Origin of the sequence: Candidatus Chloroploca asiatica (genome assembly GCF_002532075.1) — a bacterium.
Taxonomy (GTDB): Bacteria; Chloroflexota; Chloroflexia; order Chloroflexales; family Chloroflexaceae; genus Chloroploca; species Chloroploca asiatica.
In genome coordinates this window covers 218,917-238,054 of record NZ_LYXE01000090.1, presented here as the reverse complement: position 1 = coordinate 238,054, position 19,138 = coordinate 218,917, and the positions used below count along the sequence as shown (strand labels likewise).

17 protein-coding genes are annotated in these 19,138 nt (G+C 56.4%); 15 read left to right on the top strand and 2 right to left on the bottom strand.

Translation table 11 applies throughout. The features are described from left to right. Positions 1 to 221 precede the first annotated feature (221 nt). The 4 genes from A9Q02_RS11665 (at position 222) to A9Q02_RS11650 (ending at position 4,264) form a co-directional block, all read left to right on the top strand. A complete protein-coding gene (locus A9Q02_RS11665; protein ID WP_245860509.1) occupies positions 222 to 1,172 on the top strand; it encodes a DMT family transporter in 951 nt (316 codons plus the stop codon). Between the two features lie 13 nt (positions 1,173 to 1,185). After that, positions 1,186 to 2,268: a dipeptide epimerase gene (locus tag A9Q02_RS11660; protein ID WP_097653253.1), complete on the top strand. Its 1,083-nt coding sequence runs from the start codon at positions 1,186 to 1,188 to the stop codon at positions 2,266 to 2,268. 172 nt (positions 2,269 to 2,440) lie between these two features. Continuing rightward, positions 2,441 to 3,019, top strand: a complete 579-nt coding sequence (locus A9Q02_RS11655; protein ID WP_097653252.1) for an ANTAR domain-containing response regulator — start codon at positions 2,441 to 2,443, stop codon at positions 3,017 to 3,019. A 99-nt stretch (positions 3,020 to 3,118) separates the two neighbouring features. Beyond that, positions 3,119 to 4,264 carry a sugar phosphate nucleotidyltransferase gene (locus tag A9Q02_RS11650; RefSeq protein WP_245860508.1) on the top strand — a complete coding sequence of 382 codons (1,146 nt, stop codon included), beginning with the start codon at positions 3,119 to 3,121 and terminating at the stop codon, positions 4,262 to 4,264. A 64-nt stretch (positions 4,265 to 4,328) separates the two neighbouring features. Here the strand turns inward: A9Q02_RS11650 and A9Q02_RS11645 are convergent, their stop codons facing one another. Continuing rightward, on the bottom strand, positions 4,329 to 5,483 hold the full coding sequence (locus A9Q02_RS11645) for an iron-containing alcohol dehydrogenase (RefSeq protein WP_097653251.1): 1,155 nt from the start codon (positions 5,481 to 5,483) through the stop codon (positions 4,329 to 4,331). Positions 5,484 to 5,758: 275 nt separating this feature from the next. Between A9Q02_RS11645 and A9Q02_RS11640 the strand changes: the two genes are divergently transcribed. The 4 genes from A9Q02_RS11640 (at position 5,759) to A9Q02_RS11625 (ending at position 9,459) form a co-directional block, all read left to right on the top strand. After that, positions 5,759 to 6,067, top strand: coding sequence for an FmdB family zinc ribbon protein (locus tag A9Q02_RS11640; RefSeq protein WP_097653250.1), 309 nt, complete (start codon positions 5,759 to 5,761; stop codon positions 6,065 to 6,067). 215 nt (positions 6,068 to 6,282) lie between these two features. Then, complete coding sequence (gene cysE, locus A9Q02_RS11635) at positions 6,283 to 7,062, top strand: serine O-acetyltransferase (protein WP_097653249.1); 780 nt, start codon at positions 6,283 to 6,285, stop codon at positions 7,060 to 7,062. Position 7,063: 1 nt separating this feature from the next. After that, positions 7,064 to 8,479, top strand: a complete 1,416-nt coding sequence (cysS, locus tag A9Q02_RS11630) for a cysteine--tRNA ligase (protein WP_097653248.1) — start codon at positions 7,064 to 7,066, stop codon at positions 8,477 to 8,479. A 5-nt stretch (positions 8,480 to 8,484) separates the two neighbouring features. Next, entirely contained in the window at positions 8,485 to 9,459 is a 975-nt protein-coding gene (locus tag A9Q02_RS11625; protein WP_097653247.1) for a 50S ribosomal protein L11 methyltransferase, read from the top strand. 20 nt (positions 9,460 to 9,479) lie between these two features. Here A9Q02_RS11625 and ruvA read toward each other — a convergent pair whose 3' ends face one another. Next, positions 9,480 to 10,073, bottom strand: coding sequence for a Holliday junction branch migration protein RuvA (gene ruvA, locus A9Q02_RS11620; RefSeq protein WP_097653246.1), 594 nt, complete (start codon positions 10,071 to 10,073; stop codon positions 9,480 to 9,482). Between the two features lie 384 nt (positions 10,074 to 10,457). Here ruvA and A9Q02_RS11615 point away from each other — a divergent pair, with 384 nt between their 5' ends. From A9Q02_RS11615 to A9Q02_RS11585, 7 genes are all read left to right on the top strand, one after another. Further along, entirely contained in the window at positions 10,458 to 12,398 is a 1,941-nt protein-coding gene (locus tag A9Q02_RS11615) for an ATP-dependent helicase (RefSeq protein WP_097653245.1), read from the top strand. A 96-nt stretch (positions 12,399 to 12,494) separates the two neighbouring features. Then, positions 12,495 to 13,655 (top strand): pyridoxal phosphate-dependent aminotransferase, encoded by a 1,161-nt coding sequence (locus A9Q02_RS11610; protein WP_097653244.1) that lies wholly within the window; start codon positions 12,495 to 12,497, stop codon positions 13,653 to 13,655. 50 nt (positions 13,656 to 13,705) lie between these two features. Continuing rightward, positions 13,706 to 14,050: a hypothetical protein gene (locus A9Q02_RS11605; protein ID WP_097653243.1), complete on the top strand. Its 345-nt coding sequence runs from the start codon at positions 13,706 to 13,708 to the stop codon at positions 14,048 to 14,050. 656 nt (positions 14,051 to 14,706) lie between these two features. Next, positions 14,707 to 16,323 carry a C40 family peptidase gene (locus tag A9Q02_RS11600; protein WP_097653242.1) on the top strand — a complete coding sequence of 539 codons (1,617 nt, stop codon included), beginning with the start codon at positions 14,707 to 14,709 and terminating at the stop codon, positions 16,321 to 16,323. A 190-nt stretch (positions 16,324 to 16,513) separates the two neighbouring features. Further along, complete coding sequence (locus A9Q02_RS11595) at positions 16,514 to 17,581, top strand: glucose-1-phosphate thymidylyltransferase (RefSeq protein ID WP_097653241.1); 1,068 nt, start codon at positions 16,514 to 16,516, stop codon at positions 17,579 to 17,581. Positions 17,582 to 17,603: 22 nt separating this feature from the next. Then, positions 17,604 to 18,533: a protein-methionine-sulfoxide reductase catalytic subunit MsrP gene (gene msrP, locus A9Q02_RS11590; protein ID WP_097653240.1), complete on the top strand. Its 930-nt coding sequence runs from the start codon at positions 17,604 to 17,606 to the stop codon at positions 18,531 to 18,533. 43 nt (positions 18,534 to 18,576) lie between these two features. Continuing rightward, complete coding sequence (locus A9Q02_RS11585) at positions 18,577 to 19,137, top strand: protein-methionine-sulfoxide reductase heme-binding subunit MsrQ (RefSeq protein ID WP_245860507.1); 561 nt, start codon at positions 18,577 to 18,579, stop codon at positions 19,135 to 19,137. The last annotated feature ends 1 nt before the right edge of the window (position 19,138 follow it).

Here is a 19,138-nt window from a genome sequence, read left to right as displayed (position 1 = left end):
AAAGAATCGGGCAACCTGCAACGAAAAATCAACCACGACATGTCAAAGCTTATGCTTATAAGCGTGCATATCCTGTGCAGGGATAATGTAGCTTGTAACTCGGTGAGCCAACATTATACCATGTGGTGAGCGCGGCTTTAAACTTTTTTGTACCTGTGCGTTATAATACCGCCACTGCAATGACGCACTGCAACCCTCTGTTTTGTAGAAATCTGGGAATCATGAGCTCTTCTGTTACGCCTGTCCCGACAACGACTCGTGACGATAGCAGCAATGACTGGATCTGGATGGGCATGGCACTGCTGGCCCACACTGGCTGGGGCGCGTATCCCGTGCTTGCCCGCTACCTTCAGACCGTTACGCTTCTGCCAAGTATGTCGCTGCTTGCGTTCGGCAACTTGATCGCTCTGGCCGTCTTTGCCCCCTTTGTGTTGCGTCGTCTGGATGGCCGCTTTTTGCTGCAACCTGCGATCTGGGCATTTGCCTTCTTTGTGGTTGTGCGTGCGATTACCAATGTGCTGGCGGCCCGTTATACGCTGGCGGTCTATGTGCAACTCATCACCCTGATGACGCCGCTGCTTGTCGCGCTGCTCAGTTTCTCGCTCTTTCGCGATCGTTTGCCGCCCTACACCTGGACAGCCATTGGCTTTTCGCTGCTCGGCTCGCTGTTGTTGATGAGTGGCGATCTGGCCGGACATGGTTTTACGCTAGCGATCACGGCCAGTGATTGGCTCGGCATTGGCCTCGCTCTCGTCTCGGCGATCAGCCTGGCATTTTATATGATCTTGATCCCGCGCACCGTCAAGTCGGCTATTCCCGGTGAAGCGGTGATGCTGGTACAATTGACCGTACTGACCCTGACGACTGGTATGATCAGCCTCATGATCGGTGAAGATTGGAGCCGGTATGCGGTGATCGGGGCCGCCGATTGGGCTATCTTCTTTGGTTTTGTTGTCTTTGTCTTGCTGGGTGCCAACCTTGGTCAGATCGCGGCCCTGCGCCACCTTGGTGCGCCGCTTGTCAGTAGCACGATGGCCTGGCGGCTCATTGCAACGCTTGTCCTCGCCGCCTTGCTACTTGGTGAACGCCTCACCTCGTTTTGGCAAGCCCTCGGGGCCCTGATTGTCCTGGCAACGATTACGATCTATCTGCGCTTGCAACGCAGTTTTTAGCATAACGATGAGTATGAGCGCAACAACAATCCACAACCTGACCGTCGAGCCACTCGATATCCCCTTGTTAACGCCCTTTGGGATTGCCGGTGGGTCGCAGGAGATCGCCCGCAATCTGTTGGTACGGATCGAGCTCGCTGATGGCACGCTTGGGTATGGTGAAGCCGCACCTTTCCCTGCGTTTAATGGCGAAACGCAAGCGAGTGCCCAGGCTGCTATCGAAAGCGTACGTTCGATCATCGAGGGAGCGGATGTCCGTGAGTGGCGCCCCCTGGCGCGTGCGCTGTGTGAGCCGTTGATCAAGCACGGCAGTGCGCGTTGTGCGCTCGAAACGGCCATCCTGGATGCGCTGACCCGGCATGTCGGCATGCCGCTCTATGTCTTTTTTGGCGGCGCAGGCAGTGTGCTCGAGACCGATATGACGATTACGACCGGTAGTCCCGAAGATGCATCAACCGCAGCGCTGGCGATCCTCGATCGCGGTATTCGGATGATCAAAGTCAAGATTGGCGGTGGTGATCTCGATCTTGACCTGCGCCGCCTGATTGCCATTCACGCTGTTGCGCCCGACGCGCCCCTGATGCTTGATGGCAATGGAGGGATGCGCGCCGACGAGATGTTGACGCTGCTTGGTGCGTTGCATGCCCAGCAGATCCACCCGGTTTTGATCGAGCAACCCGTCCATGGTGATGATTGGGAAGGGATGAATCAGTTGTCCCGTTGGTGCGGTGCCCCGGTTGCCGCTGATGAAACCGCTTCGAGCGCGGCGAATGTCTTGCGCCTGGCCCACGAACAGGCCGCTCAGGTCGTCAATATCAAGTTGATGAAATGCGGTGTCGTCGAAGCGCTTGATATTGCGACGATCTGTCGTGTGACCGGTCTCCGCCTGATGATTGGCGGCATGGTCGAGTCCCTCCTGGCGATGACGATGTCGGCCCATTTCGCCGCAGGTATCGGTGGGTTTGAGTTTGTTGATCTTGATACGCCAATGTTTATGGCTGAAAATCCGTTTGTTGGTGGCTTCCAGCAACAGGGTGGACGCCTTGATATCGGACACATCACTGCGGGACACGGCGTTACGCCACGTAGTGGGTAGCAATAGATCCAAGTGCTACCCCTCTGTGATTGTGCAATGGTACCGTAGGAAACCCTGGTAGCAACGTGGTATCCTGTTGCTACCATAACAATGTTTATTGCAGTGTAGCTCATCTGTGTGTCCAAGGTGGCACTCACATGGGCTTTTTTCTGTGCTTACCACGAGAAAACCTATGACCACGCGCATCTTGATTGCTGATGATGAACCACTCATTCGCATGAATCTCCGTGAGATCCTGCAAGAACAGGGCTATCTTGTCGTCGGTGACGTCAGTGATGGGCAGAGTGCGTTCAATCTGACGCGCCAGCTTCGCCCTGATCTTGTGATTCTTGATGTCAAAATGCCGGTTGTGGATGGGCTGACCGCCGCCCGTATGATCCACGATGAACGGCTCGCCCCGGTCTTGCTCCTTACCGCGTACAGCTCGCGTGAACTGGTGATGCAGGCACGCGAGGCCGGTGTGCTTGGCTATTTGACCAAGCCTGTTCGTGAAACCGATCTGATGCCCCTGATCGAGGTTACGACGGCCCGTTGGAAGGAACAGATGAACCGCTATCGTGAATTGCATCAGTTACGTGACCGCATCGAGACACGCAAGCTGATCGAGCGCGCCAAGGGTTATCTGATGGATCGCCAGGGCCTTAGTGAAGGCGAGGCGTTTCGCAAGATCCAGCAACTCGCGATGAATAGCCGCAAAACCATGCGTGAAGTCGCTCAGGCTATTTTGCTCACTCAGCAGTTGACGGCGTAATCAGCAGAAAAGAGCCGTTCTTGCGGGTTATAGGCCCGCAAGAACGGCTCTTTTTCTGGTATGCTTGAGCCATGACACATCTGCTTGATGGAGATTTGCATGGCTCATCATGATACGATGACACACGCTTGTACGACGCGGCACGCTGTCATTTTGGCGGCTGGCGAGTCGAAACGTACACGACCGCTCACCTTGCTGCGCCCCAAGCCGTTGATCCCTCTGCTTGGACGCCCGCTGCTCACGCATATTCTTGATGAACTGGTTGGCCTCGTTGACCGTGTCACCCTGGTCGTGGGCTATCGGGCCGACCAGATCGAAGCGACCTTTGGCGCAAACTATCAGGGCATTGCCCTGCGCTATGTGCGACAAGAGGTTGTCAACGGTACGGCAGGTGCCTTGCTTGCGGCACAACCTGTTGATGAGCCCTTTTTTTTGCTGTATGGCGATAATCTCGTTGCCCAGGCCGATCTGCTCGGGGTGTGTCAGAGCCGCTATGGGGTTGCCGGGTTACGGGTGGCTGATGCCCGCTCATTCGGCGTCCTGCAGATTGTTGACGGCAAGGTTCATGGGATGCTCGAAAAGCCTGCCGATCCGCCGCCTGATGCGCTTGCCAACCCCGGGATCTACCAGTTTGATCAGGTGGTCTTTTCTCTGGTCGAAACCATCACGCCGTCACCACGCGGCGAACTGGAATTGACCGACCTGATTGCCCTGCTCGCCGCCAGGCATCCTGTGCGCCCGCATATTTGTACGGGCTTCTGGGTTCCTGTTGGCAACCCCTGGGAAGCCCTGAGCGCGGCCCAGTTTCTGGTTATGCGTCAGGCTCACCTCCGGGCCAGCATTGATCCGTCGGCAACCCTGCACCCTGAAGCACAGCTTGAGGGTGCGGTTCATATTGGCAAAGCCGTGATCGAAGCCGGGGCACGTCTGATTGGCCCGGTTGCCATTGGTGATGGCTGCATCATCAAAGCGGGCGCAACTGTTCAGGCTTCGGCTCTGGCCACTGGGGTTGTGGTCGGGGAAGGTGCTACCATTCAGGCGAGTTGGCTCGACGAACATGTTGCGATTGGTGACAACGCCACCCTGACAGCCGCTATCTTTGAGGAGGTTCAACCAACCGTCGAAACCCGTGGCTTGCTCACCGTAACCCAACTCAAAACCCGTGGTGCCATTCTTGCCTCGGGTGTAACTGTCCCCCCAGGGGCCCAGATCGCTCCGGGCACGATCCTTGCGGCAGGGATGTAAGCCTCCGGCTAGGATTCATCCGGTTGCGGGGCAGGGCTAAGGCCCTGCCCCGCAACTGGATCACCTACCACATCTCACGCAGCAGATCAAGCAACTCCTCTTCGGTCGCGACACGTGGATTATTGAAAATCGCAGGCTCAACGACCGAGAGGGCGGCCAGCTCGGGCAAGGCCGACTCGGGCACATCAACATCACGCAGACGGGTTGGCAAACCACAGTCAACCGCGAGCGTTCGCACGGCGTTGATGCCATCGGTGATGACCTCTTCGTCACTGCGGCCGCCGGCATTCACCCCCATTGCATGGGCGATACGCACATACCGTTCAGGTGCGACCACGCTGTTGAATTGCATGCCATAGGGCATAACGAGCGCATTGAGTGTTCCATGATGCACCGGGAACATGGCCCCGACAGCGTGCGAAATCGCGTGGATCACCCCAAAGAAACTGTTCGAACAGGCAATGCCCGCCATACATGCTGCAATCAGCATATGGCCCCGTGCTTCGAGATTGGTGCCATCATTGACGGCATCACGAAGGTGGGTCCCAATCAAGTCAATGGCTGCCAGAGCCAGGCTATCACTGAACGGATTATTATCGGTCGAAACAAAGGTCTCGATCGCATGCGATAGCGCATCCATGCCCGTTGCCGCTGTCAGACGAGGCGGCATGGTCAGGGTTAATTCGGGATCAAGCACAGCAAGATCGGGATAGATATAGCGGCTACTATAAATAATCTTGCGGTGTTCGTCTTCATTGAGAATAACGGCAATCGACGTTACTTCACTGCCGGTACCGGCTGTGGTCGGGACGGCAATAAGCGGCATCAAGCGTTCGGTCAACACATTGTAGCCCTCGTAATCGAGGATATCGCCGCCCATCGTTGCTACAATGCGGATGCCCTTGGCTGTATCAATTGGGCTCCCCCCACCAATCGCAATCAGCACATCAGCCTTGGCCTCACGCACGGCCTGGGCCCCCTCCATCACCACCCGCACCGACGAATTCGGTGGCACATCATCAAGCACGCCGACCACCTCGGCACTGCCTTCGAGCCCGGCAAGCACCGTGCTCAGCAGGCCAGCTGCAATGACGCCCTTGTCGGCCACCACAAAAACCCGTTTTGCCCCGATATCTTCAACAACCTGGCCGAGCTCATGTGCTAGACCGGCCTTGTAGAGAACGCGCCCACCCAGGCCAAATTCGAAAAACTCCTGCATGCTGACCATCCTTTGGTTGTAGCGGCTTTGCTTCCTCTTCTATTATACGCGGCCTGTGAAGAGGGGAAATTCTCGTGCTTCGCTGGGGCCAAAGCCAGCATTGCTGGCTTTGGCCCCAGCGAAGCACGATTTCTAACAGAGTTCTAATTGCACAGGAACGCGACTTCAGGTACAATACCATGTAGCAAATCTACTACGATGTGGTGTGGAGGAGGGCCTGGGCCCTCCTTGATCGTGGAGTTTCGACTAAACTATCAGATGGAGGTACTTCACTTATGCCTACTTACGTCTATGCCTGTGATGCTTGTGGCAAACAGTTTGAGCAGTTTCAGAGCTTCAAAGATGAGCCCCTGACTGCCTGTCGCTGTGGCAGCAGTGGTACGGTACGGCGAGTGATCCAGCCTGCCGGGATCGTCTTCAAGGGCTCAGGCTGGTATATCAACGACAGCCGCGGGACAGGTAGCAGCACGGTTGGTGCCGATGCTGTCAAAAAGACTGATGAGAAGGCTGATGCGGTTCCGACAACCGAGAAGACCGATAGTGGTGCAGCGACCACGACTTCGTCTGATACCACGACCCAGTAGGTGGCAGTCCCCCCCTGGGTGCTTCGTTCACCAGGGTTTACCACCATTTTCATTATTGCGCGGTAGCACACTATCGCGCTTTTTTCGCATGGATGCGCTCAGCCTGTCTTTCCGTTTTGGGTGCTGGTGTAGCCAGGGGCACTGTCGGTCACAGTGCCCCTGATGCGCTGTTCCGTCGCTCGTCTTCGTCGGAAGTTTACCCAACGGGAGGGAAAATGGCTACGTATTCTTTGCTGCGCGTCTTGCGTGATGATATCCGTGCGATCTTTCGTAATGATCCGGCTGCCCGCAATCTCGCCGAGGTGTTGCTCTATCCTGGGCTGCACGCGATTGTCTTGCACCGCTTGGCCCACGCCCTCTGGCGGCGCAAAACACCCTTTTTACCACGCTTGATCTCGCAGTATGCACGCTTTCTTACGGGCATCGAGATCCATCCCGGTGCGCGTATCGGGAGCGGTTTTTTCATCGATCACGGGATGGGTGTCGTGATTGGCGAAACCACCGAGATTGGCAATGATGTGATGCTTTATCAGGGCGTTACCCTTGGTGGTACCGGTAAACAGCAGGGGAAACGTCACCCGACCCTTGCTGATAAGGTTGTTGTTGGCGTTGGCGCAAGTGTGCTTGGGGCGATTACGGTCGGTGAAGGTGCCCGTGTCGGTGGGGGCGCGGTGGTGGTGAAGGATGTCCCCGCTCATGCCACCGCGATTGGTGTGCCTGCCCGCATCGTGGCGACCCGTGACCCCGCCACCGGCGAAACCCGTCGCGTCGAGAGCTTGCCCGACCCTGAAGGCGAGATGCTCCGCGGCTTACGTGCTAAGATCATGGAACTCGAAATGCGCCTCTGTGACCTTGAAGAGGTGACCCACGTCCATCATCTCGAGCACCATCTGACCTACGATGCGCTACCCGATAGCCTCTGGTGTATCCTGGAAGAAGAAGAATATCGCAATGGCGTTGCCGATGGCGAATATAGTCAGGGTGGGGGAATCTAAGATGACGATCATGCTCTATAACTCGCTCACCCGCAAGATCGAGCCCCTGGAGACAATTGAGCCAGGTGTCGTGCGGATGTATGTCTGTGGGGTGACTCCGTATGACGACGCTCATATCGGTCATGCGATGTCGGCTATTGTCTTTGACGTGATCCGCCGCTATCTTGAGTATCGTGGCTACACAGTGCGCCATATCGTCAATTTTACTGATGTGGACGATAAGATCATTGCTCGCGCCGAGACAATAGGGATCGATCCGTTGCACCTGTCGGCTCAACTTGCCGAAGAGTTCCTCGCCCAGTTGCAGGCCCTCAATGTGTTGCCCGCAACGGCGTATCCTCGGGTCAGTCAGACGATTCCTGAGATCCGGGCGTTTGTTGAGGGGTTGATCGACAAGGGGTATGCCTATCCTGCCGAGGGTGATGTCTATTTTCGCGTTCACAAGGACGAAGATTACGGCAAACTCTCGGGACGCTCGCTGGCTGATATGTTCACCGGAACGCGCTTTGAGGTTGATCCGCGCAAAGAGTCGCCCGCTGATTTTGCGCTTTGGAAAGCGGCTCGCCCTGGTGAACCGGCATGGCAGAGTCCGTGGGGCGAAGGCCGCCCGGGCTGGCATATCGAATGCTCGGCGATGTGCATGAAACACCTTGGTGAACAGATGGATATTCACGGCGGTGGCAGCGATCTCGTCTTTCCTCATCACGAGAATGAGATTGCGCAGAGCGAGAGTCTGACTGATAAGCAGTTTGCCCGCTTCTGGGTGCATAATGGGATGTTGCAACTCGTTAATCCAGTGACGCGCCAGGTCGAGAAGATGTCTAAGTCGCTCGGCAATGTGGTGACCATTGCGAGTTTCCTCGAACAGTATGATGCCGATGTGCTCCGTCTGATTGTGCTCAGTAGTTCCTATCGTAGTCCGTTGACGTATAATACCGCCGTTGCTAACGATAACGCCCGTAAGCTCGAACGCCTGTTGTCGGCCTTGCAACCATCGGTAGGTTCCGTGGAGACCGGAGAGTTCGTGGCGGATCTCGCCAGTGCCGTGATCACAACGCAGGCGTTCTTTACCAGGGTGATGGATCAGGACTTCAATACTGCCGGGGCAGTCGCTTCGCTCTTTGATCTGGTACGGGCGATCAATAGCGCCCGTGACGCGGGCGTGGGTGGCCCACCATTTGCTGACGCTCAGGCTGCGCTGCGTGAACTTGCTGGGGTGCTGGGCCTGCGCCTCGATCCGTCGCAGCGTGAACGTAACCAGGATATCGCTCCGTTTATCCAGTTGCTGATCGAGTTACGCGCCGAGTTGCGCCTATCGAAGCAGTACGCTCTGGCTGATCACGTGCGCATCCGGCTCGCCGAACTTGGCATTACACTCGAAGATGGTCCCCAGGGGACACGGTGGAAGATAGGGTAGTCTGTATGACGGCATGGTTGGAGTGTTCGGTTGAGGTTGATCAAGAGGCGGTCGAGTCAGTCGCCGAAGTGCTGGCTCGCTATGGCTACAATGGCGGGGTGGTGGTTGAACCATCCTGGACACCAGGCGACGAGGGGCCGGAGTTTCGCTACGATCCGAGCCGCCCGTCGGTCTTGCGTACCTATCTGCCCCTCGATGCACAGTCCGAAGAGGCGCGTCAACGCATCGAGCAGGCCCTCTGGTATTTGGGCCATATGCGCCCGGTCGGCCCACTCCAGGTGCGTACGCTCGCTGAAGAGGACTGGGCTAATGCCTGGAAAGAGCACTACACGGTCATGCATATTGGTGCGCGTACCGTGATTGTCCCTTCGTGGCTGGAGTATGAAGCTCGCCCCGACGACGTTGTTCTGCGCCTCGATCCTGGCATGGCGTTTGGCACGGGCCTTCATCCGACAACGCGCCTTTGCCTGAGCCTCCTCGAGCAGTATGTGCAACCGGGTATGCGAACCCTCGACTTGGGTACCGGTTCAGGCATCCTGGCGATTGCCGCAGCCAAACTCGGTGCCCGGCCAGTGTTTGCGCTTGATAACGACCCTGTTGCCGTTCAGGTTGCCGCTGAAAATGTAGCCCACAATGGGGTTCATAAGGTTGTTGAGGTGGCTGAGGGCAGCCTTGGCGCGGGACGGCGCATGGGACACTGGCTGAGTGGCGATTTTGGTGAGGAGGTGCCGCCTCAACCGGCGGTGCCTGGTGAGGCTCCGCACACGTTCGCGTTGATCGTTGCCAACCTGATCGCCCGGGTGCTGATCACGCTTGCTGATGATCTCGCGGCGAACCTGGAACCCGGCGGCATCTTGATCAGCAGTGGCATCATCAACACCCGCGAAGCAGAGGTCACGTCGGCACTCGCAGCGGCGGGCCTGCACCTGCGCGAACGCCATGTTGAAGGCGAATGGGTCGCTCTCGTTCATCAGGGGTGACCAACTGTGCGTCTGTCTCGTCAGGCACTACCAAAATAACGCAGAGCCAGGCGTAGCCGCTCTTCAAGCTCAGTGGATGCATCAGCCGGGATGGTGGCCAGGGCTGCTGCCGCCTCGGCCTGCGTATAGCCGAGACTCGTGAGGAGTTCGGCTAGTTCCGTATTGAGCGCGGCGACTGCCGGCGGTACCCCAGGGGTCGTCGGCAACCCTTTGAGCTCAATTTTGCCCTTGAGTTCGAGCGAAAGGCGCTCGGCAGTCTTCTTGCCAATCCCCGGCACGCGCGCCAGCGTGGTGGTGTCGCCCTGAACAATCGCGACCCGAAGCGCATCAAGATCCCCGGTTGCCAAGAGATTCAAGGCTACTTTTGGCCCAACCCCGGCCACGGTCAGGAATAACTCGAACAGTTGGCGCTGTTCGACCGTCACAAACCCATACAGAGTCATACTATCTTCGCGCACCAGTAGCAAGGTATAGAGAAACAGCGTCTCGCCAGGCGAGCCCACGTTCCCCAGCACCGTACGTGGCACATAGACGAGATAGCCAACCCCTCCCGTCTCAAGGACCAGGTGATCGGCCCCAAGCTGAGTGAGCGTTCCCCGCAATGATGCGATCATAAGCTTTGCATCGTTCCTTTACATCCTGCCACCGCAAGGACAAGTATACCATTCACCAGGGCGATTGCATCTTCCGTGCATGCACCCCACCAGGGCACCCGCAAGGGGTGCCCGTACACCCGGCTCGGCCCCGCCGGGTTGCGCCAGGGCCGCGCACACCACCACGACGGCCCGGACGACCTGTAGGGGCACCCCTTGCGGGTGCCCTGATAGAGTGTATTTTTATCCGGTTTCGTATGATGCAATCGCCCTATACCACTCACCCTACACGATCATTCACACAGGCGAGGTGTGGTAAGATGCGGTGTTATCAGTCATTTCCCCAACTGATGCGGGATACGTGCGACTGAACAGGTATCTGGAGGCTACACGTAACATATTTCTATGGATGCTCTGAGTAACGTAAATGAGGCGCAACGTGCGGCGATTACGGCCCCCATTGGCCCGGTGCTGGTGCGGGCAGGGGCAGGGAGTGGCAAGACCCGCGTGTTGACCTTGCGGATTGCGTATCTGATCGAACAGCACCGTGTGAAGCCCGACGCAATCCTGGCGCTGACCTTTACCAATAAAGCGGCGAAAGAGATGCGCGAGCGCCTACGCCAGCAACTCGGGCGAGGGGTACGTGGTCTGATGACCGGAACCTTTCACGCTGTCTGTGCGCGGTTGCTGCGCGAGGAAATTGGCGGACGTATTGGGAGTTATACCGGGGCTTTTTCGATTTATGCCGCCGATGAACAACTTCAACTCGCCACCGATGCCCTTGCCAACACAACCGAACGTCCTCCTGTGTTGATTGAAGCCGATGAGGTACTGCGGCGCATCTCGCGCGCCAAGAGCCGGATGCTTACGCCACGCTTGATGGCACGCTTGAGCCCCGACCCGGTTGACCGTTTTGTCGCTGGATGTTATCGCCGCTATCAGCGTGCGCTTGAACAGGCCAATGCCCTTGATTTTGACGATCTTATTCTGCTGACCCATCGGCTATGGCACGAACACCACGACGTACTTGAAGCATGCCAGGCCCGCTGGCGCCATGTGCTGGTTGATGAATATCAGGATACTGACCCGAGTCAGCATGCGCTCGTTGAGTTACTCACACGGCCTGGGGGTGCCAATGCGCAGACGCGCTCGCTCTTTGTAGTGGGCGATGGGATGCAGAGCATTTATGGTTTCCGCAATGCTGATCATAGCATCATCACCCGCTTTGCCCACGACTTCCCTGAAGCGCAGGTGATCGAACTTCAGACCAATTATCGTTCGCGTCAGCCGATCCTTGATGCCGCCTATGCCGTCATTCGGCATAGCCGCAGCGTGGCCCCGATGAACCTCCAGGCGGCCCGCAAGGTGCTGCCTGGGGATCGTTGCCTCTTGATCAACGAGGCCAAGAATGGCCGTGAAGAGGCCGAACAGATTGCACGGACAATCAGCGAGTTGCAGCAGCAGGGTCGTCCGCTTCGTGAGATGGCGATTCTCTATCGGACGCGCCATATGAGTCGTCCACTTGAAACCGCCTTGCGCCATGCCCGCCTGTCCTACGCGGTGCGGGGCAGTGTCGGCTTCTATGATCGGGCCGTTATTCGTGATGCACTGGCCTTCTTGCGGGTCATCAATAATCCTGCTGACAACCTCAGTTTCAATCGGATCGCCAATGTCCCCCCGCGAGGGCTTGGCGCACAGGCGCTGGCACGGTTAACTGACGTTGCCAGGCATGCGGGGCTGAGTCTGGTTGCAAGTCTGAGCCATCCTGAAGCGCAGAAGAGCCTGTCCCCCAAAGCTGCCGAGGGAGCGCGCCGGCTCGCGAGCCTCTTTGCCCGCTGGCAACGCATGGCCGAGGGGACAACCCCACCGGATCACTTGCTGGCCGATGTGCTCGAGCAGAGCGGCTATATGACGGCCCTGGAACAACGGTTCAGCCCCGAAGAACTACCCGAGGCGCGTGCGCACTTGCAAGAACTGATGCTGGCAGCCGAAGAGCATACTGATCTGCGTTCGTTGCTGCAAGAGATCGCCCTGCTTACCTCAGCCGACACCGGCGACGAAGACCGTGATCAGGTGCAGTTGCTCACGATCCATGCGGCGAAAGGCCTCGAGTGGCCCTTTGTCTTTGTCACTGGGCTCGAAGAGAAGACCCTCCCTCACGAGCGGAGTATGGGGAGTAGCGACGGGATTGAAGAAGAGCGGCGGCTCTGTTATGTAGCCCTGACGCGTGCTGGCGAGCGCCTCTATCTTTCGTGGACACCGGGGCGGAATCGCGGGCAACAACTGAAACCCTCGCGGTTCCTGGATGAAATCATCGCGTATGGGCGTGAACGCGGGAATCGCTAGGGCGAGACCCTGGTATTAATGTGGATCGATCAGCGTGGTAAGATAAGCTTGCACCACACAACAAGAGTTGGTGCAGCCAAGTGTCAGGAGTTTTCCATGTCCTCCGAGCGTATCTCGCGTCGTGTCCGCGGCATTCCTCCCTCTGGCATTCGACGCTTTTTTGATATTGCAGCCACCATGCCCGATGTGATCTCATTGGGGGTTGGTGAACCAGATTTTATGACGCCCGAGGCGATACGTCAGGCCGGACAACGGTCAATTGATCAGACAACCGCCTACACGTCAAACTCGGGGCTGTACGAACTCCGTGAAGCCGTTGTGGAGCATTTGAAGCAGCGCTACAACGTCATGTATGATGCTGAACACGACCTCCTCATGACCGTTGGCGTGAGCGAAGCAATGGCGGCGGCGGCGCTTGCGCTCTTTGACCCTGGCGATGAAGTTTTGATGCCCGAGCCATGTTTTGTGGCTTATATGGCTAGTGTGCAACTGGCTGATGCGCGTCCTGTCTATGTGCCCACCCGCGTCGAAGAATGTTTCCAGGTAACCGGGGCGGCACTTGAAGCTGCAATCACCCCACGGACCAAGGCCATTATGATTGGCTACCCCAACAATCCGACCGGGGCGGTGCTTTCACCAGAACGAATGCGTGAAATTGCCGACGTTGCCAACCGCCACGATCTGCTCGTCCTTTCGGACGAAATCTATGACCGGCTTGTCTATGGGGTCGAGCATACCTGTTTTGCTTCCTTGCCAGGGATGCGCGACCGGACCGTCTTGTTCGGTGGTTTCTCGAAAGCCTATGCAATGACGGGTTGGCGCCTGGGTTGGATGGCCGCCCCCGAAGAGATCACGGCCGCTGTCCGCAAAGTTCATCAGTATGCCATCATGTCGGCCCCGACGATGAGCCAGTATGCAGGGATCGAAGCGCTGCGCCATGGGGAAGCAAGTGTGCAGGCAATGGTCGCTGAATATGATCGGCGTCGCCGCGTGATTGTGGACGGGCTGAATACCATTGGCCTCAAGACCTTTGAACCACAGGGGGCCTTTTATGCGTTCCCCTTTGTTGGACACCTTGGGATGACAAGTGAGCAATTTTGTGATCGGCTGCTCACAGAAGAGCATGTCGCGGTCATCCCTGGCGATGCCTTTGGCCCCAGTGGGACGGGGTATGTTCGTGCATGTTATGCAACGTCCATGGAAAAGATCGAAATTGCGCTTGAAAGGATCGAGCGTTTTGTGCGGCGCATTGCCTAGCGTCGGCAGAACAGCTTGCATCTCACCCAATGCGCAGGAGGAACAAGACAATGTCTGTACCGGTTACCACCTCATCATCTGGCCCTTCGCCCACCGTTATCAAGGGTGAACTCCATTGCGCCTTAACGGGTAAACCAATCAGCCCTGAACATGCGTATTGGGCACCACCCCTCATCACCACCCGTCAGTTGATCACAACCTTTGTTCAGACCCTCTTCACGAATCCTGGGGCACTTGGTGAGGTTTTGCTGGGCGAGTTGCCAAATGTTCCCTATGACCCCGCTGTCTGTCAGGAACTAGGCAACCGTCGCACCGCTGAACAACTCAAATTGCTCGTCTTTTTGCTTATGATCGCTGCAGTGCTGATCGTCCCGATGATGTTGATTGTCTGGTAATAAGCGAGGGTTGAGGCTGCCGGCCCCAGCACATAGCGTTTAGGGGGGCAATGCTGAACCCAACGCTGCGCTGAGATAGTACTATAGTCACAGTCCGTAGACCTCAAACCGTCAGCGAGTAACTGACAATGATTATCAGCTTACGCAGCAGCATATCAGCGATCGCTCAGACTAGTGGTATGTGACTGAGAACGGCTCATTGCCGCTACCTGTAGACCTGGCTCATTGATGCGTAGTCGTAAAAGTCTTGACACTAATCCTGTCTTGTACAAACGGCTACGCAGACTATTTGGCATTCTAATGCACAAAAACGACTGGATCACAGGTACTATTGACAGAATGCGTGACATATCTTAAACTTAGATTTACCATTTTGGCGCACAGTGATTGTGTAGCCTCCCCACATAAGTCACGCTTGCATGTGCGATGAAAGCGGATGTGGGGTAGCAAACTCAAAGCCGATCACCTTCGCAGCACGGTAACAACCCACTTAATACCTGATACGGCTCTGATACTTGTAGGGTGTGCAGACCTGTGTTATATTCAGGCTTCCCGTTCCTGATAGCCAGTGAAGGCGCAAAGGCACCCCGATTGTGTTGTGGGCATAAGACCTGCGCATATGCGCCGTATGGATTACAAGTGAGGTATATTGCTCCATGATCGAGCTTAATCGCAATCAGCCTTCTTCAGACCTGCGTAGTAGCACTGAACATCTGCAACAACAAGCGTCGAGACGCCATGATCGCTACCGTCAGCAGAGTCACCCTTTCGCCGGTCTTCGTTCCAGAGGCATCATAGCCTTTCTCCATCCCCGTACCTGGGTTTCCTATCTTCCGACACGCTTTATTCTCCACGCAATCGTTGCGTTGATGATCCCTCTGGCCCTGCTGCTGAGTCAGTTGCCAACCACAGTTCCCGTTGCTCCTGCTCCCGCAGCGAATGCGCTCATTTTGCCGGGTGAATCTGCCTTTGGGTCGGTTGCCCTGCAGATCGAAGAGGGTGTACCGCTGGTCGGTGATCCTCCTCTTGATGAGCACGATGCGCTGCCGGTACCTATTTCACTCTCTTCGCGCACCGAATTGCTTGCCCCGTTGATTGTGCCCGCTACGATTGCGGGAGATACGGTGCGGCTGCGCAATGGCCCTGGCCTGGCCTATGATGATGTTGATCGTGTTCAGGTTGGTACCGAAATTGAGGTTGTCGCCCGCTTTGAAGAGTGGCTCCAGATTCGTCGTGTCGGCGAAGGATCCCTCTACTGGGTCTCGGCTGAACTGGTGAATATTCCTGAGGCCGTTGTCTATACGCTTAATCAGGTTCCTGCTGACGTTATCCCACCGCCCCCGCCGCCCAAAATTGGGGTGGTGCGTGAAGAAAGTCTGAACCTGCGTGATGGCCCCGGGGTCAACTATGTGAGTATGGCCAAGATGACTGCCGGTCAGGAGTTGACCCTCATCCAACGGTACGAGGAGTGGTTCCTGGTTGAGTATGGTTCTCAGTATGGCTGGGTCACGTCAGAGTTCCTGAATATTGTTGATGGGGTGATCGAGCGCATTCCAATTGCCTCTTCCATTCCTGATCCCAATCCTCCTCTGGTCGGCATGGTGCTGGAAAATCGCGTGAACCTGCGCCGCGGTCCTGGTTCAGCGTATGATCGCGTTGGTTCGATCAATGCCGATAGTAACGTGAAGTTGCTGGCCCGCCATAAAGATTGGTACCGGGTTGAACTCGAAAATGGAACCCGTGCCTGGATCTTCTCGGATCTGTTGCGGGTGTCGCCAATGGCGGTTCGTCGTGTGCCCGTTACCAATGATATCCCGGCGCTGCCTGTGCGTACGACGGTGGCGCAGACGCGTAGCAGTGGCGGTGGCGGTGCTCCGGTTAGTGTGCCTGCCAGTGGCGATGTTGCAAGCTATGCGGTGCAGTTTATTGGTTCGCGGTATGTCTGGGGTGGCAGCAGCCCCCGGGGCTTTGATTGCAGTGGCCTGACCAGCTATGTCTATCGCCAGTTTGGGGTTAATCTGCCTCATAGTGCTGCCGGTCAGTACAGCACACGCTATGGTGCGATGATCGGCAGTATGGGCAGCCTGGCCCCCGGCGACTTGATGTTCTTTGCGAATACCGGTGGGCGTCGTGGCATTACTCACGTGGCGATCTATCTCGGCGGTGGCCGGATGGTTCATGCGATGACCCCCAGCTATGGCGTGCAGGCTTCAAGTATCTGGAGTAGCTACTGGCAGAATACATTTGTTGGTGCTATCCGTCCCTATCGTTAGATGATGGGGTGGGCTACCGCCCTGAAGATCCTGATAGATGCAAAAGAGGCCAGCATTGCTGGCCTCTTTTGCATCTATCAACAGGTTACCTAACAAGCATCATGCGGTTGTAACCTCGTGTACATGCAATACGCGGATACTGGTACAATAGAAGCATGGGTTATGGCCGTGGTTATGGAAAGGTTGTTGCATGAAAGGGCTCGTGCTGAGTGGAGGCAAGGGAACGCGCCTTCGCCCGATTACCTATACGAGTGCCAAACAGCTCGTTCCTGTTGGCAATAAACCGGTTCTCTTTCGTGTGATTGAGGCGATCAGGGATGCCGGGATCAGGGATATTGGGATCGTGATTGGTGATACCGGCGATGAGATCAGGGCGGCTGTTGGCAATGGACGCCGCTGGGGTGTGCAGATTACCTATATCGAGCAGGATGCACCCCTCGGTCTGGCTCACGCGGTCAAGATTAGTCACGATTTTATTGGCGATGATCGCTTTGTGATGTTCCTCGGTGATAACTGTATCCAGGGCGGCATTAGCCCCTTGATCCAACAATTTGGACATAGCGATTTCAATGCCCAGGTGGTGCTCAAACAGGTGGCTGATCCGCGGTCGTTTGGCGTCGCTGAATTGGACGAAAATGGACGGATCGATCGCCTGGTTGAAAAGCCCCGTGATCCCCAGAGCGATCTGGCCCTGGTCGGGGTCTATATGTTTGACCACCACATCTTTGAGGCCGTGCATAGCATTACGCCCTCGCTGCGTGGCGAACTCGAGATTACTGATGCTATTCAGTGGCTCATTACGTCGGGCTATCAGGTCTTTCCCTATATCCACGATGGCTGGTGGATCGATACTGGGAAGAAAGACGATATGCTTGAAGCCAATCGCCTCGTGCTCGAGGAGATGCAGCCCGTTGTCCATGGATATGTTGACCGCGACTCGAATCTGATTGGCAAGGTGATAGTCGAGGCTGGGGCCGAGATTATTAATTCAACCATCCGTGGTCCGGCCATTATTGGTGAACAGACTCGGATTTTGAATGCCTATGTCGGGCCTTTTACGTCCATTTATCATCACTGTCTGATCGAAGATAGTGAGGTCGAACATAGCATTGTGCTGGAACATAGCACGATCCGTGGTATGCCAGCACGCATTGAGGATAGCCTGATCGGGCGCAATGTGACGGTGACACGTAGTCCACTCAAGCCGAAAGCGTATCGGTTGTTGATCGGCGATAATAGTACAGTGGGCGTACTCTAAGCTATCTGGAGATGGAGGGGGTGTGCAGAAAATTCCGTCCTCGGAGCTCACGCCCGAGGGTTTGTATCTGTCGCGTCGGGCGTTGCTCGGGGCTGCTGGCGCGTTGAGTGCGGCAGCCTTGCTGGCGGCGTGTGGTGGTGGTACATATGTTCCGCCTGAAGTTCTTGAGCAAGAGGCTGCTGGACTGACGGATGAACTGGGTGCGCCTGTGAATAGTTTTGAAGCGATTACGACCTACAATAACTATTACGAGTTTACGACGAACAAACAGGGGGTCGCCCGCTTAGCTGCCAATTTCCAGACATCACCATGGGAACTCGAAGTTGGTGGGTTGGTCAACAAGCCGCGCGTCTTTGGGTTGGAGGATCTGCTTGCGTTTGAGCAAGAAGAACGTATCTATCGATTGCGTTGTGTGGAGGCCTGGTCAATGGTCATCCCGTGGCTTGGGTTCCCCCTGCATCGCCTCCTCACGCTCGTTGAACCGCGCCCTGAGGCGAAGTATGTGCGCTTCGAGACGGTCTATCGTCCGGAAGAGATGCCAGGGCAGAAGGATCGCTTTTATCCGTGGCCGTATGTGGAGGGGCTGCGCCTTGATGAAGCGATGCACGATTTGACCCTCCTTGCCACCGGGTTGTATGGTCAGCCCCTGACCGTTCAGAATGGTGCTCCCGTGCGGCTTGTCGTACCCTGGAAATACGGCTTCAAGAGCATCAAGGCGATCGTCAAGATCGAACTGGTCGACACGATGCCAACCTCGCTCTGGATGGCGCTGGCCCCCAATGAGTACGGTTTCTACGCCAATGTCAATCCCGACGTGACTCACCCGCGCTGGTCACAGGCCAGTGAACGTCGCATTGGTGAGCAGGGCCGTCGACCGACTTTGATGTTCAATGGCTATGAAGATCAGGTTGTAGCGTTGTACCAAGATCTTGATTTGCGGGTGAATTATTAAGCGAAAACGTATATTCATCAAACGCCAGATCCTTGATCTCATCGTGACGATCGCGGCACTCTTGCCGCTTGGGCTCATCTTTTTTGATGCCATCACGGGGCGCTTGAGTGTCAACCCGATCCAAGAGCTCATCCTGCGCACAGGCAAGCCGGCTCTCGTGCTGCTTATTGCCTCGTTAGCCTGTACACCGCTCAATCTGCTCTTTGGGTGGAAATGGATCATGGCAGCACGCAAGCCCCTCGGCCTCTACAGCTTTGGCTATATCGTGCTGCACCTCTTCCTGTTTGTGGTCGTGGATTACAGCCTTGATCTTGACTTGATCAGCCAGGCGATACGTGAAAAACGGTACATTCTGGCAGGGATGGCCGCCTTTTTGCTCCTTGTTCCGCTTGCCCTGACGTCCAACGGGGCAGCGATGCGGAGACTCGGGCGCTGGTGGCGGCGTTTACACCGCCTCGTCTACCTGGCGGCCATCCTTGCCGTCTTGCACTATCTGTGGCTAGCGAAGGTCATCCGTGAGCCTGTGATCTTCGGGATCATCCTGCTCGCCTTGCTTGCCCTCCGGCTTCCCATCATTCGACGCGCCTTGCTATGGCGCACGTAAG